At 38.4% G+C, this 15,686-nt stretch carries 12 protein-coding genes; 4 read left to right on the forward strand and 8 right to left on the reverse strand.

Annotated features, from left to right (window positions below; translation table 11 throughout):
- The first annotated feature begins 91 nt into the window (after nucleotides 1–91).
- The 3 genes from B5488_RS10940 to B5488_RS10950 all read left to right on the forward strand — a co-directional run bounded on the left by B5488_RS10940 (nucleotide 92) and on the right by B5488_RS10950 (nucleotide 5,688).
- Nucleotides 92–541 (forward strand): nucleoside deaminase, encoded by a 450-nt coding sequence (locus B5488_RS10940; protein ID WP_079735297.1) that lies wholly within the window; start codon nucleotides 92–94, stop codon nucleotides 539–541.
- A gap of 127 nt (nucleotides 542–668) precedes the next feature.
- On the forward strand, nucleotides 669–4,256 hold the full coding sequence (locus tag B5488_RS10945) for a BamA/TamA family outer membrane protein (RefSeq protein ID WP_079735298.1): 3,588 nt from the start codon (nucleotides 669–671) through the stop codon (nucleotides 4,254–4,256).
- A gap of 202 nt (nucleotides 4,257–4,458) precedes the next feature.
- Nucleotides 4,459–5,688, forward strand: coding sequence for a hypothetical protein (locus B5488_RS10950; RefSeq protein WP_079735299.1), 1,230 nt, complete (start codon nucleotides 4,459–4,461; stop codon nucleotides 5,686–5,688).
- 22 nt (nucleotides 5,689–5,710) lie between these two features.
- On the opposite strand, the gene B5488_RS10955 is transcribed toward B5488_RS10950, so the two are convergent.
- From B5488_RS10955 to B5488_RS10965, 3 genes are all read right to left on the reverse strand, one after another.
- Entirely contained in the window at nucleotides 5,711–6,181 is a 471-nt protein-coding gene (locus B5488_RS10955; RefSeq protein WP_197686250.1) for a hemerythrin domain-containing protein, read from the reverse strand.
- A gap of 88 nt (nucleotides 6,182–6,269) precedes the next feature.
- Entirely contained in the window at nucleotides 6,270–7,637 is a 1,368-nt protein-coding gene (locus B5488_RS10960; protein WP_079735300.1) for a short-chain fatty acid transporter, read from the reverse strand.
- A gap of 34 nt (nucleotides 7,638–7,671) precedes the next feature.
- Entirely contained in the window at nucleotides 7,672–8,073 is a 402-nt protein-coding gene (locus B5488_RS10965) for a DUF4357 domain-containing protein (protein ID WP_079735301.1), read from the reverse strand.
- A 95-nt stretch (nucleotides 8,074–8,168) separates the two neighbouring features.
- On the opposite strand from B5488_RS10965, the gene B5488_RS10970 reads away from it, so the two are divergent.
- On the forward strand, nucleotides 8,169–9,407 hold the full coding sequence (locus B5488_RS10970; protein WP_079733433.1) for an IS256 family transposase: 1,239 nt from the start codon (nucleotides 8,169–8,171) through the stop codon (nucleotides 9,405–9,407).
- On the opposite strand, the gene B5488_RS10975 is transcribed toward B5488_RS10970, so the two are convergent.
- From B5488_RS10975 to B5488_RS10995, 5 genes are all read right to left on the reverse strand, one after another.
- Nucleotides 9,352–9,921, reverse strand: a complete 570-nt coding sequence (locus tag B5488_RS10975) for a GIY-YIG nuclease family protein (protein ID WP_197686252.1) — start codon at nucleotides 9,919–9,921, stop codon at nucleotides 9,352–9,354. The two genes, B5488_RS10970 and B5488_RS10975, sit on opposite strands and share 56 nt — an antisense overlap.
- A 218-nt stretch (nucleotides 9,922–10,139) precedes the next feature.
- Entirely contained in the window at nucleotides 10,140–12,281 is a 2,142-nt protein-coding gene (locus B5488_RS10980; protein ID WP_079735302.1) for a glycoside hydrolase family 97 protein, read from the reverse strand.
- A 60-nt stretch (nucleotides 12,282–12,341) separates the two neighbouring features.
- Nucleotides 12,342–12,602: a hypothetical protein gene (locus B5488_RS10985; protein WP_079735303.1), complete on the reverse strand. Its 261-nt coding sequence runs from the start codon at nucleotides 12,600–12,602 to the stop codon at nucleotides 12,342–12,344.
- A 269-nt stretch (nucleotides 12,603–12,871) separates the two neighbouring features.
- On the reverse strand, nucleotides 12,872–14,281 hold the full coding sequence (gene lpdA / locus B5488_RS10990; RefSeq protein ID WP_079735304.1) for a dihydrolipoyl dehydrogenase: 1,410 nt from the start codon (nucleotides 14,279–14,281) through the stop codon (nucleotides 12,872–12,874).
- Nucleotides 14,282–14,299: 18 nt separating this feature from the next.
- Nucleotides 14,300–15,679, reverse strand: a complete 1,380-nt coding sequence (locus B5488_RS10995; RefSeq protein WP_079735305.1) for a 2-oxo acid dehydrogenase subunit E2 — start codon at nucleotides 15,677–15,679, stop codon at nucleotides 14,300–14,302.
- Between the last annotated feature and the right edge of the window lie 7 nt (nucleotides 15,680–15,686).

The following is a 15,686-nucleotide window of genomic DNA, read 5'->3' on the forward strand; positions in this document are numbered from 1 at the left end:
CACAAAGTTAAGCTTTGAAAAGTTATTTCTTACAAGGATTTATTCAGAACCTAATTTTATAATTTTTATCTTTCCGCAGAAAAGATATTTAATGCTACAGCCATACAACGACAAATATTTTATGCGAAAAGCCCTGGAGGAAGCCGAAAAAGCTTTTGAAAGAGGCGAAATTCCGGTTGGGGTTGTAGTAGTAATCAATAATCAAATAATCGCTCGCGGACATAATTTAACCGAAACCCTTAACGATGTTACCGCTCATGCCGAAATGCAGGCCATAACCGCAGCTGCCAGTTACCTTGGCGGCAAATATCTTAAAGATTGCACCATGTACGTTAGCCTGGAGCCCTGCCAGATGTGCGCGGGTGCTTTATATTGGAGTCAGATTTCAAAACTTATTTTCGCGGCGGAAGATGAGCAACGCGGTTACCGAAAAACCGGCGTAAAACTGCATCCCAAAACCGAAGTAAAAACTGGGATACTAGCAAAAGAAGCTTCAGCATTACTAAAGCGCTTTTTTATAGAGAAGCGAAATTTAAATTAGTTCCCGGGTTAACCAACGTTAAAGACTTACTAAAGACAATTGTTATAATGCGTTAAAAGCTATTGCTAAATGGCTTTTTTTCCAAAAATTTGATGTTTGGTCAAACTAAAATTTGTTTTACGCATTTATGGGAAATATTCCAAGTGTTTTTAAATTCGTCTTTTTTTTTATAATTCCGGTTTTATCGGCTACTGCCCAGGTTACTCCGGGCGCCGCAGAGCCTAAAACCCTGGAGCATACTTTTTACCTGGCGGGTAATATTGGTAACGATCTTACCGGTGAAGGTCAAAAAATTATAAGTGCTCTTGTAAAGGCTTCGCAAAAAGACGAAAACGCCACCTTATTAATTCCGGGAAATTTTCTTCCCCCAAAGGGTTATGAGGAAGAAGGAGAAAGGGAAGCACAACAACAATTTTTAAAAAAGAATCTTTTAGATGCGGTTCGTGAATTTAATGGTAAAGTAGTACTTACTCCCGGACGTAACGAATGGACAAAAGGTGGCCAAAACCGAATAGACGACCTCGAGTCCTTTCTTCAGGACAACCAATCTAACATAGAAGTTTGGCCCGATGATGGTTGCCCTATCGAGCAGGAAGATATTACCGATGATCTTATTCTTATTACCGTAGATACCCACTGGTATTTAGAAGACTGGGACGATCACCCAAATATGAATTCTAAATGCGATATAAAAACAAGAGAACGTTTTTTCGCTGAGTTTAAAGACGATATAAAAGATGCCCACGGAAAAACTATTATAGTATCCCTGCAGCACCCGGTAATGAGCAATTCTAAAAGATCTTTCTTCGAAAAAATTGGCGGTTTTTCTTCGCAAGACTATCAAAGTAAAGAACAGAGTTATCTAAGAGGCCGACTGGAAACCCTCGCAAGCCAGTTCGATAATGTAATATTTCTTTCGGGGCTGGATAAAAATCTTCAATATTTAGAAGACGACGGCATTCCCCAAATTATAAGCGGAACCACCGGAAAAGCCAAAAAACTAAGTATTAGAAAAGAAAATGAACATTTTGGAAGTACCCAAAGCGGCTATGCTAAAATAAAAGCCTATAAAAAGAATGAAACGCTTATTGAATTTTTCAGTGTTGAAGATTCAGACCATCCAATTTTTAGTAAAACTCTTAAAAGCGACGAACCAAACTGGAGTGAAATTGATTTTAAAACCAAAGAGGAAATTGGCGACACCATAAGCGCTTCCATTTATACTGAGGAAGAAACCGATAAATCTGGCATTTACAAAGCTCTTATAGGCGATTTCTACAGAGACGTTTATAGTACAAAAATAAAAGCTCCCGTGCTATTTCTGGATAGCCTGGAGGGAAACCTCGAACCTTTAAAAGAAGGTGGCGGGATGCAATCTCGCTCTCTGCGTTTTATTGCTGATGATGAAAATGAATTTACCATTCGCGCTTTACGAAAAAGCGCTACCCGGTTTTTACAAGCCAATACAATAAAAGATCATTATATAAAAGATTATATAGAGAATACCGTAGCACAACGTTATGCGATGGATCTCTTTACCAGTGCGCACCCCTATGCACGATACTCTTTAAAACACATCAACGATTTACTGGATATTTATGCGGGAAAACCGCAAATATTCTATATTCCAAAACAAAAAGCCCTGGGACTTAATAATGATGAATACGGGGATGAACTCTATATGTTTGAAGCCCACGTAGGCGATGAAAATAAAGAGTTTGAAAGATTTGGCTCTCCCGAAGATATTATTAGCACCCGGGACCTTCTGGAAGAAATGAAAGAATCTAAGAATATCCAGGCCGATGAATCGCAATTTATAAAAAACAGGTTAGTAGACATGTTAATTGGCGACTGGGATAGGCATTACGACCAATGGCGATGGGCCTTACATACCCAGAATGACGGAACCGAACTTTACAAACCAATACCCCGCGACCGCGATTTTGCATTCCCCAATTACGATGGTTTCCTGCCAGATTTAGTAAAATTAGGCTTACCATTAGTGAGAAAGATGGAAACCTACGATGATAACGTAGATAATGTAAAATGGTTTAATCTTTCAGGATATCCGTTAGACCAAAGATTGCTAAAAAATTCAAATTGGGAAGACTGGCAGGAACAGTTAAACTTTATTCAAACTCAACTTACCAACGAAGAAATAGAAACTGCTTTTGAAGCTTTGCCCGAAGAAGCCCAGGATAAAACCATCGAAAATATTAAAGCAAATCTAAAAGCGAGAAGAGATAATTTAGAAGATATCGCCAGGCGCTATTACAATTATCTTTTGGAATTCCAGGTATTAACCGGAACAGAAGAAGATGATATTTTCAATATTGAAAGAAAAGAGAATGGGATTACCGAGATTATATTAATCAATGAAGATGGAAAAGAAGACTTCAGAAATACATATAATTCTGAAGCTACCGAAGAAATTTGGATCTACGGATTTGATGGCGATGATACCTTCAAAGTAACTGGTGAAGGAAATAGACCGATTAAAATAAATGTAATTGGCGGGGAGGAAAACGATATCTACGATTTTGAAAATACGAGAAAGATCAAATTATTTGATCATAAAAGCAAGGAAAATACGATTACAAACTCCGCTTCCAAAAAGTGGTTGGTAGATGATTATGAAATAAACACTTTTAATCCCGATAAACGTAAAAAAAGTGAGAATAAAATTATGCCGCAGGTAGATTATAATGGAGATGAAGGTCTATCTCTGGGGCTTAAGGATACTTTTACAACTTATGGCCTCACCAATAATCCTTTTAATACGCAACATACTTTTGATGCCGCATATTATTTTGCCACAAATGGATTTGAAGTAGGATACCGTGGGGAATTTGCCCATATTTTTTATAACTGGAACCTGGGAATTTCGGCTCGCTATACCAGTCCTAATTTTGCAGTTAATTATTTTGGGGAAGGAATAAATTCTAAATACGATCGCGATGAAAATGGCCGGGATTATAACCGGGTTAGAATAGAACAATGGGAAATTGCCCCTTCCCTAATTTGGCGCGGAAATTCAGGTGGAAGTTTTTATGCAAAGCCAATGCTACAGTCTAGAGAAGTATCTTATGATGAAGAACGATTTATAGCGAATACTTTTTCTGAAGAAAACGATCTTTTTGATCGGCAACTTTATGCCGGCGGGGAAGTAAATTATCACTACGAGAACCGGGATAATCCTGCCTATCCTTCTCGCGGATTTGAAGCTGATATAACTACTGGGTATAAAACCAATATTGACGGGCACAATAATGAATTTGCCTATGTAAGTCCAACTTTGGCTATAGATTATCCGTTACACGAAAGTGGCATTGCCGTTTTAGCTACTAAAGTTGGCGGTAAAGCTATTTTTGGGGATAATTATGAATACTATGATGGTGCTATCCTTGGTGGCAATGAAAACCTGAGAGCCTACCGTTGGGAACGTTTCAACGGGAAACAATCTTTCTACCACTCTACCGATCTTAGAGTTGGAATAAGCCGATTTAAAACTAATTTTATTCCACTGCAAATTGGAGTAAGCGCCGGGTTTGACTACGGCCGGGTTTGGGCTGAAGATTCTACTTCAGATAAATGGCGAAACAACTATGGCGGATCTATCTGGATCAATGGTTTTAGTGCATTTACCGCCAATACAGGCTATTATTACGGCGACGATGGCGGAAGGTTAACCTTTACGTTTGGGTTTAAATTCTAAATTCTAGTGTTGAAATCCACAGACCTGTGGAAACACTACTGTAGAATATCACAGTATTTAATTTTGAAAATATTGTTAACTTAAAAATATAGTGCCACAAAAGGTTTAAATTCAGTTAATTATTAGCATAAAACTTAAAGCTATCATAATTAAATATTTTAGGTAAGAAAATTGGTTTTAAGGGGATAAATAGATTTTAAAAATGACCCCAGATTTAAACCTAATTCATAACCTACTGCAGGCGGTAATGCTTATTCCGTTTCTTCATTTGGTAAATCAGTATATTTTTAAAAAGATTAGTAAAAAACACTCTTTTTTCTCAGCAACCCTGATGAATAAACTGTTCTACTATCATTTAATCTTTGCCGGAATTTATTATACCTATGCCTTTTTTAACCCTTCAGATTCGAAGCGCTATTTCAGCGTACCGGGAAAGGAAGGTAAAACCTGGAGTGGCTTTTTAGAAACCGGAACCTCTTTTATAGATTTTCTATCCTATCCTTTTATTAATTTTCTTGGTTTCAGTTACGAAATGATGATGTTGCTGTTCAGCTGGATTGGTTTTATGGGCTTTGTATATGCTTACCTCTTTTTCAAAGAAAATATTGCTATAAATATCAAGATCTTTAAGAAAATAGATCTCCTGATTTTGATTCTTTTTTTACCAAATATGCACTTCTGGACGGCATCTCTGGGCAAAGGAGCACCTATCTTTTTAGGCTTAATGTTATTCGCTTATGCACTTAGAAAACCTCAAACCAGAATATACAGTCTAACTTTAGGATCATTACTGGTTTTTGCTATAAGACCACATATGTTTTTATTACTGGCAGGCGCCGGAATGCTGAGTATATTTATTAATAAAAATCAGATTAGTTTAAAACAAAAAGCCATTTTTGTAGGTGCTATTACCGGTATTTTATTGCTTTTTCATAAACAAATTCTAGAAGTGGTAAACCTCGGGAATTCTCAAAACCTAATTGCCGATTTTCTTTCTTTTACCGAAACCCGCTCTAATAGCCTCGATAATGCCACCTCTGGCGTACCAATGACAGATTACTCGTTATTAGAGAAATTCTTTACTTTTTGGTTTAGACCACTGTTTTTTGATGCCCCGGGAATTCTTGGCGTAATCGTTTCTATAGAAAATCTAATCTATTTATTGCTATTCGGGAAATTGTTTAAAAAGAGTTTCTTCGGCTTCTTAAAAACCGCACCTGGTCACGTAAAACTTAGTCTAATCTTATTTTTTACCACTTCTTTTGCAATGACTTTTGTAATGTCTAATCTTGGGATAATACTTAGACAAAAATCAATGATCATGTATTTCTTGTTTTTTGTGATCTATTATTTTATGGCATACGAAAAAGATACAGTTTTTAGGCTTAAACAGGAAGTAACAGGTAGCCAATCTTTGCAAAAAGCTGCATAACTTTTCGGCAATTTAGATTAATTTAATTCCAGAATTCATCTTCCCACACTCCGCAAGAGATCTCTTTGTCGTGGTGTTGCTGAATATGCTGAAGTTCTTCTGCTGAAGCTTTTTCCTGGATTTTATTAAAAAGCACCCGCTCTTCAAACCTAATATGGCCTTCCAGATCGTTTTTAATCATCTCAAGAGCAAACGATATCTCGGTATCCTGAGAGAATAACGCGGCAAGATGTTCATGTTCTTCCAGCGCCTGTTTTACCAATACATCTTGAGCACCCAAAACCGGAAAAACATATTTTTCTTCAATTTTAAAATGTTCCTGTAGCTGGTTTTCCCAGAACCAATCGGTATAATTCTTTATACGTTGAAGTTCCACGCCGGTTTCGAAACCTTTTCTGATCTTCCAGCAAAGCAAAAGCCCCTGGTGATGTTCACGACTTAAAGGCTGCATGGCCTTATGTCTTTTTATCGGATTTTTCTGTGGTGGTACCATAATGAGAAAATTTAATACTTATATAAAATAAGAAATCTTAAGCTGATTTTATCGGTTTTTTCAAGTTATTCTCAATTTGTTCAATTACTCAAACCAATAATAACCCTGTAATATAAACCAGCGTTCCCACCACCATCATCACCAATGTATAGGGAAGGATTTCCCGGGCTTTTAGTTTTGTAATAGCAAGTAATGGTAAAGCCCAGAAAGGCTGCAACATATTGGTGATCTGGTCTCCATAAGACAGCGCCATAACGGCTTTATTAAGTGGCACTCCCAGTTTTAAAGCACTTTCTAAAATTATTGGCCCCTGCACCGCCCACTGACCGCCACCGCTGGGAACAGAAATATTCACCAAACCTGCGCTAAAGCAACTGTAAACAGGTAAACTAACATCTGTTGCTATACTTACAAAAAACCCTGAAATATCACTCACCAAACCCGTTTCACGCATCACGCCCATAATCCCAAAATACAACGGAAACTGGATCAAAATTGCCGCCGCTCCCCCAATGGCTTCCTCTAAAGCTTTTAAAAATGAGGCGAAAGACTCGTGCAGCAAAATACATAAGCAAAGCATTAGGAAATTCAGCATATTTGGAGTTAGATTTCCTATTAAAAGTTCTTCGGAATAACTGGCAAAAAAGGCGGCTAGTAGTAAAAATCCGAATACTAATCTTAGCCATTTTGAATGGTCTAATTTTTCGGCCCCGGTGATTTTTGCAAAGTTTGTAGTTTTTGTTTCAGCTTCTATTTTCACAGTTTTCGTTCCACTTACTCTGGAAAGTAAATAGAGCGTTAGTGGAATCAACATTAACAAAGCGGCGAAAATCAATAAATTCCATTGAGAAAAAATTGTGCTTGCTGTAGGAAGATTGTTCGGTAATTGGGAAAGAAACGCAGCATCTGCACCCGGGAAAAGACTGGCCAAATGGCCGTCTTCAGCGGCTTTTAGTGGTGCGCTTCCGCTCATTCCACCGTGCCAAACCATCAAACCAACATAGCCTGCGGCACCTATTAACGGATAATTAATTTTGAAACCTCGCTCAGAAGCTGCTTCGGCTACTTTCCTGGCCATAATTGCTCCAAAGATCAATCCCAGTCCCCAATTAAAAAATGCCACCAGCATTGTAGAAACCGATACGATAATTACTGCAGTTGCATTGTTCGTCACAATTTTGGTTAGTTGGCTTGTAAGCCAGGAAACTGGTTTGCTAAGTACTAAAATGTGTCCCAAAACCAAAATGAGCATCATTTGCACCATAAAGACAATAAGGGCGGGATCCCACATCCCGGTTTGCCAGAAATCAAGGATTTGAATTGCAGAATTAGTATTGGTTTCTCTCGTAAAGAAGAACGCGACAAAAAGCGTAATTAAAGTAAGTAGCACCGCCAAAGTAAATGGCGCCGGGATAAGTTTTTTTAAAGTATTTTCTATGAAATTACTAAGGTTCAAATTATAAGATATTTATTTATGCTAATTGAACAAATTAATTATTCATCACTTCCTCCACGTCTTTATAAGTAATTCCATTTTTATTGATCCATTCTACAAGTCCGTTTGATTGCCTTCCCAGAATAATATTTGAAGCTGCACTGGTACTATTAAAAACCGTGTCTTCAGAGAAAATATAGTAATCTCCGTTTAATACTAGCAAACCTTTATCAATAAGTTTTTCTCTTAATTTTCTATAAGTTTCAGTTATTGAATTAGATAGATTTTTTTTCGCCTGGGAGCCTTTCCTTATAATATAGCCTTGATTATCTTCATACATTTCGGCATTAAAATTTCTGGATTTTATAAAAAACGAATCTTTAATTAATTTATCCGATTTCTCATTTGATTCTGATCGATCTTCAGCAGTAGAAGAGATTAGAAAACGAAATCCCATTACCGGAAGTATAAGCTTTATTTGTTCAAGAAAGAGGGTGTAATCTCAAGTCTGTCTAGACTTTGAAAATTAAATTAAAATTTTTAGACTAGATTATGACACAAGAAGAGATTAAGGAATTAAAGGAAAAAGCATTAAAACAATTTTTATCAGGAGAATCCCTAACCGGCAAAAACGGCGCTTTTGCTCCAATGCTTAGGGAGTTTATGGAAGAGGCCCTGGAAGCAGAAATGTCTTCGCACCTTTCCGATGAAGAAAAAGGCTCAAAAGCAGGTAATAAGCGTAATGGCAAAGGCAAAAAGACCCTAAAGAGCAGCCAAGGGGACGTCACCATTAACACGCCCCAGGATCGTAACAGTACCTTTGAGCCGGAGATCGTAGCGAAACGCCAGCGTATCCTGGCCGATAATTTAGAAAAGCAGATTATAGGCATGTACGGGATGGGCAATAGCCTGCGGGATATCTCAGCTCATATAGAGGAAATGTATGATTCCAAGATATCCACACACGTTCTAAGTGATATTACGGACCGGGTGATTCCCAAGGTTAAGGAATGGCAGGATCGCCCCTTGGAGCCGGTATATTGCATCCTATGGCTCGACGCGATGCACTTCAAGGTACGCGAAGAAGGCAAAGTAAAGCACAAGGCCTTGTATAATATTTTAGGAATAAATAAAGCTGGAAGAAAGGAAGTGCTGGGTATGTATATCTCGGAAAGTGAAGGGGCCAATTTTTGGCTTCAGGTGCTGACCCAATTAAACAACCGTGGCTTAAAAGATATTCTGATTGCCTGTACGGATAATCTTACGGGCTTTAGTGAAGCCATTCATTCTGTTTATCCCAAGACTGATATTCAGCTATGTATTGTCCACCAGATCCGCAATAGTATGAAGTATGTGGCCAGTAAGGATCAAAAAGATTTTATGAAAGACCTTAAACTGGTGTACAAGGCTGACACCAAAGACCAGGCTGAATCGGCTTTACTGGATCTGGAAGAAAAATGGGGCAAAAGATATCCCATAGTGATCCGTTCCTGGAATGATAACTGGGACCGATTGAGTGCTTATTTTGAATATACCGCACCCATTAGAAAACTCATATACACCACAAATGCCGTAGAGGCTTTTCACCGGCAGGTAAGAAAAGTAACCAAGACCAAAGGCGCTTTTACCAATGATATGGCACTATTGAAGCTGGTTTACCTAGCTACCAGAAGAATTGAAAAGAAATGGAACGCCCCACTGCAGAACTGGGGTTTGGTAGTTCAACAATTAGCTATTAAATTTGAAGGTCGGCTAGAGTTGGACTTAGCCACCAATGAAACGAAAAACTAAAATTTTCTTCTCCCGGGGGTACCCCCGGGAGAAGAAGCAGACAGAGTTGAGCTAACACTCCCTCAAGAAAATATTCCATATCGGAAATATCAGCTTCGTGAAGCCTTGGTAATGAAGGGGAATTACCATTTTCAATCTCAGCTGTTTTAGCTTTAATAGCCATTACAATCAATCGAGATTCCAGGTATTTTATTTGGGTTTTAGTAAGAAGTTCATCTTTACTGGTAAAGAATATTATCTCTTTAAAATCCTTTTTAGAATCAACTAAATGTTGCTTGATTCTATTCCCTACATTTTCGGCTTCTCCTATATAAATTTTTTCTTCATAGCTTTCAGAGGAAGGATCACCTTTTAAACAGTATATTCCAGGATTATTGAATTCCTCGCGATTAATTATCTTCGTGAGTGAAGCTCTTTGAGCATATAAGGCCTTCCCTACCCAATTCCCAATTTCGCCCAATCTAGGACCGTACTCTGTCCCATCAATCATGTAGATTGTAAGTTTCTTTCCCATATAAAAAGTGAATTCCAAAAAATCCCATCCCAAAGTAGGGCTTGAATGGGCATGATCTATTAACACTGCTTAAAACTATAAATTATTTATTAATTTCTTTTGAAATAAGGTTTATAATTGAAAACCTTTAAAATAAAAACCCCCGCCAAATTGACGAGGGTTTCGTTATCAAAACATTTACAGTATACAATCTACATTATACACTATACATTTTTGACTTACAGTTTTTCAAGATCTTTTACTTCATCTTTATCAGCTTCCATAATGCTTATCGCGTAACCGCCGCCGGGAGCAGATTTTTGAGAAAGTTCAGACTTGCTATTCACGCTATACTTCTTGATCTCATAAGCCTGCGGATTCTCTTTGTAGTGCGCATCTTCGGCATCAGCATATACCGTGGCGATATAAGTTTTTCCTTTTTCAAGAAAATCGAATTCAATTTCTGAAGTTCTTGAAGTTTCCCCGTTTACATTTCCTACAAACCAGTTATTTCCATCTTTTTCTTTTCGGGCGATGGTAATGTAGTCTCCGGGTTCGGCTTCCAGGTAAACACTTTTTTCCCAATCTATCGCTACATCTTTTATAAACTGAAATGCATCCATAAACTGCTCGTAGTGCTTAGGTAAATCGGCCGCCATCTGCAATGGAGAATACATCGTAACATATAAAGCCAACTGATTAGCCAGCGTACTATTTACATGTGAATTGTTGTCCGGATTCAGCTTACTAATATCCATTTCAAAGATTCCCGGAGTGTAATCCATTGGCCCACCAATTAAACGCGTAAATGGCAAAACGGTAACGTGATTTGGTTTATTTCCGCCGAAAGCCTGATATTCGGTTCCACGAGCCGATTCGTTTGCGATAAGGTTTGGCCAGGTTCTGGCGATTCCGGTTGGTCTAACGGCTTCGTGTGCGTTGATCATAATCTCGTATTCCGCAGCTTTTTCAAGCGCATATTGATAATGATTTACACTCCACTGGCTATAATGATTTTCTCCTCGCGGAAGTATATCCCCTACATAACCGGTTTTTACCGCGTTATAATTATTGGCTTTCATAAACTGGTAAGCCGTGTCTAAATGCCTTTCGTAATTTCTAACTGAAGCCGAAGTTTCGTGGTGCATAATCATTTCCACATCTTTGGAATTTGCATACTCCCTAATCTCATCTACATCAAAATCTGGATAAGGCGTTACAAAATCGAAGACATAATCTTTAGAATTTCCAAACCAATCTTCCCAGCCTACATTCCAGCCTTCAACCAGCAATCCGTCAAAGCCATGTTCTGATGCAAAATCTATGTAGTATTTTACATTTTCGGTAGTTGCTGCATGGGTATCATTAGGTTCAGCGGCTTCAAAATCGGTTTCACCGAGTTTAACCGCTGCAAATTCATCGGTGTAATCCCAGGAGCTCATTCCCGTGATCATTTCCCACCAAACACCCATATATTTCATTGGTTTGATCCACGAGGTATCCTCAATCTTACTGGGTTCATTCAGGTTATAAGTGATTCTTGAGGAAAGTATATCTTTCGCCTCATCACTTACAATTATAGTTCTCCAGGGCGTTTTTCCGGGAGCGATCATATAGGCTTTATCCCCATTTACATCTGGTGTTAACCAGGATTCAAAAACCATAGTTTCATCATCCAGATTTAAGTGCATCGCAGGGTAATCCAGTAAAGCGGCTTCGTGAAGATTAATATACAGGCCGCCTTCGGTTTTAAGCATCAAAGAAGTTTGCACACCGGTTGGTGAAAATGATTTTTGGGAAACATTGGCGGTTACCGCCTTTTCCATCAAAGTTCTTATTTCTGAAAGTTTACTTTCGGTATAATCGTATTCCTGGGTGTCGTAATCGCCGGCGATCCAAAAAGCGGTGTGATCTCCGGTCATGGCGAATTCGGTTTTTTCATCTGAAATCACGAAATGCCCTAGGTTGGATTCCTGCGGAAATTCATATCTAAATCCGAGTCCGTCGTTAAATAAACGGAAACGAATCAGCATTTTTCGTTCTGAATCTTCCTGATTCAGATGAACCACAAGTTCATTATAATGATTTTTAATCTCACTTTCTTCACCCCAAACCGGTGTCCAGGTTTCGTTAAAAGTAGATTTTACGGTGTTTTTTATACTAAAATTGGAGGTAAGAGGCTGCCCTTCTTTTAACTCTAAGCCAAGCTTACTTTTTTCTATAATAGTTTGTCCTTCAAACTCCAGGTTATAAACCGGGGTGCCATCTTGCTGAAGGGAGAAATTCATCTCTAAATTTCCATCGGGAGATTCGAGGTTTTGCGCCTGCAGACTCCCAAATAAAGCCAGGCAAAACAAGCTTAATATTAATCGACTTTTCATAAATTCTACTTTAAAGTGTGTGAATTTACAAAAGTACGTTTTTATGTATTTTAGAGGAAATTAAGAAGCCAACATTCTAAAAAGCTCTTCGTCTATTTTGGCATTTTCATTTCGTTGATATTTATTGAGCAAACTAGCTATTAATTCGCCTATTGCATCCTGGCGATCTTCAGATTTATTCATAAACTGGATTTTTCCCCAGCCGCGAATATCGCAAACCATCATCCCTTTAGCGTCCCAAATTGTTTGTTCCTTCGCATCGTAATGCACAGGAAATTTTAAAGTTTCCAGGGCTAAATTGTTGTTTTCACTTAAATTCATAACTAAGTTTTTACTATTATTTTAAGCAAAATTAGACGCAAACATCCTGGGATAGGTTATTTAAAAATTAAGCCTTAGCCCCTGGTTTTTAATTGAATGTTAAATTGAGAATTGTTATCCTTACATAATAAATTCTTAGTAGTTCCTTGACCTTCAATTAACTTAAATAGAATTGAACTGATCTATTTTTGAAATATAAAACGGGTTAAGAAGGGGGCAATTCTGAAATGAGCGTCAAACCCCCTTTTTTTATGCAGTTTTTTAAACAGCTACGACTTTTTATAATGTGTAGCGCCTCCGTAAAATAGCTCGGCGCTTTCCATTATAGTTTCTGAAAGAGTAGGATGTGGATGAATAGTTAGCGATAAATCACTGGCTGTACTGCCCATTTCAATAGCCAAAGCGATCTCCGGAATCAAACTCCCGGCATTTTTCCCGGCTACGGCACCACCTAAAATCACTTCGGTTTCCTTATCTATTAAAAGTTTAGTCAAGCCCGTATTTTCCCCAATAGCAACAGCTCTTCCCGAAGCTGACCAGGGAAATTTTACAACTTTTACATTTTTCTCTTTTTCCTTTGCCTCTTCTTCAGTGAGGCCGCACCAAGCCAACTCAGGATTAGTAAATACAATTGCGGGAATAACTTTAGGATCATAGGCGGCTCCTTTTTTCCCTGCGATCACTTCTGCAGCAATTCGGCCTTCATGACTTGCTTTATGTGCCAACATAGGTTCACCGGTAATATCGCCAATCGCAAAAACATGCTCCAATTTTGTTCGGCGTTTATCATCTACTTCCAGGAATCCTTTTTCATTGGCCGAAACTCCAAGTTCTTTCAAACCCAGATTTTGAGTATTTGGCTTTCTCCCAACAGCTACCAACACACAATCATATTTTTTGCTCTGTTCTTCTTTCTTTCCTTTTAAGGAAACCTTCACCCCTTTTTTGGTGATCTTCACTTTCTCTACTTTAGTTTCAAAAAAGACATTTTTAAAGGGTTCATTTTTCTCAAAAATTTTAACCAGGTCCCGATCTGTTCCGGGTAAAAATCCTGATGTCATTTCAGCTATGGAAACTTTTGTTCCCAAAGCAGCATAAACACTTCCAAGCTCCAAGCCAATATAACCGCCACCAACGACTAACATTTTTTTGGGAATTTCCTTAAGCTCCAGGGCATCGGTAGCGTCCCAGATTTTTTCATGATCTATCTCGAGCTCAGGTAAACCAACCGCAGAGGAACCGGTGGCAATTATCACTTTTTCAAAACTTAAACCTGAAGTTTTTCCTTTATTATCGGTTACTTCCAGTTCATTCTCACCGGTAAATTTGGCCTTTCCCTGGATGTATTCAATATTCCTGGCTTTACTTAATTGCCCTAAGCCTTCTGTAAGTTTTTTAACCACCTTCTCTTTCCAGCTTGCAACTTTTTTAATGTCTATTTTAGGCTCTTCAAATTTCATCCCCCATTTTGAGGCATGCATAGCCTCTTCTTTGGTTTTTGCCAGGTGCAAAAGTGCTTTGGAGGGAATACAACCGCGGTAGAGACAAACTCCGCCGGGATTAACTTCCGGATCAATAAGCGTTACTTTTATTCCAAGATCTGCTGCGTGAAAGGCTGCGGCATAGCCTCCGGGACCGGCACCAATAATTACGAGTTCTTTTCTATCTTTTTTTGCCATTGTTTCTAAGATTTAAGATTAACCCAAAAGCGCTTCGTATGGATCTTCCAGTGCTTTTACCAGCCAATTCATAAAACCAGCTCCATCTGCACCATCTATTAAGCGATGATCATAAGATAAACTTAGAGGAAGTATACTGCGAGGTTCAAACTTTCCATCTATATAAACCGGTTTGGTAGTTGCCCGTGAAATACCAAGAATCGCCACCTGCGGATGGTAGACTATTGGCGTAAAATTAGTGCCGCCAATACCGCCAAGGTTTGAGATAGAAAAATTGCCTCCTTCCATATCTTCTTTAGATAGTTTTTGTTCCCGTGCTTTCTCTGCTATTTCTGAAATTTCTACCGATAGATCCTTGATACTTTTTTGATCTGCATTTTTAATCACAGGAACTAAAAGCCCATCTTCTGTAGCCACCGCAATATTGATATTCACATATTTTTTAAGGATCATTTCTTCCTTATCCATATCTATACTTGCATTGAATGTTGGAAATTTATGCAAGGCTGTGGCAACAATCTTGGTAAGTATCGCTGTTAGCGTGAGTTTACCACCGGCTTTTTCGACCTTCTCATTATGATCTTCTATATAAGTTTCAACTCCAGAGATATCGGCTTCTCCAAACTGAAACACATGCGGAATAGATTGCCAGGAGGCCAATACATTTTTGGCCGTGGTTTTTTTAATACTATTTAGCGGTTTATTTTCTACCGCTCCCCACTTACTAAAATCGGGTAATTCAGCCTGGCCAGAACTGCTCTTTTTGCTACCGCCTTCCTTGTATTCTTTAACGTCTTTTTCAGTGATTCTTCCACTCTCGCCGCTACCACTTATTTCTTTTATATTAACCTCGAGTTCACGAGCTAATCGCCTTACTCCCGGAGAAGCATAGACTTCTTTTGAAGATGCTTTATCGGTACCTTTATCTTTTTTAGACTTGGTGTCTTTACTTTTCTTTTCCTCATCATCTCCATCTTTTTCGTCATCATCTTCTTTATCTTCTTCCGGCTCATCGGTTTTCTCATCATCTTTCTGCTCTTTTTCTTTTTCATCAGAATCGGATTCCTCTTCGTCCTTTTCAGCTTCTTCTTTTTTATTTTCTGAAGCGTCTCCCTCTTTATCTGTAGTTTTCTCCTCCTCTTTTTCTTCTGAATCCTCATCATCATCTTCCAGGATAATAATCACATCGCCTACATTCACCTCATCACCTTCGCTAACTTTTATCTCCTTAATTGTTCCTCCTGAAGTAGCTGGAACTTCAGCTGTAGCTTTATCGGTTTCTACTGAAATTACTGACTGATCTTCTTCTATTTTATCTCCTTCAGAAACCAGGATTTCAGAAATAACAGCGATATCTACGCCTTCAGATATTTGCGGAATTTTTATCTCTTTTGCCATAATTCAA

Source organism: Salegentibacter salegens, from assembly GCF_900142975.1.
Classification (GTDB): Bacteria; Bacteroidota; Bacteroidia; order Flavobacteriales; family Flavobacteriaceae; genus Salegentibacter; species Salegentibacter salegens.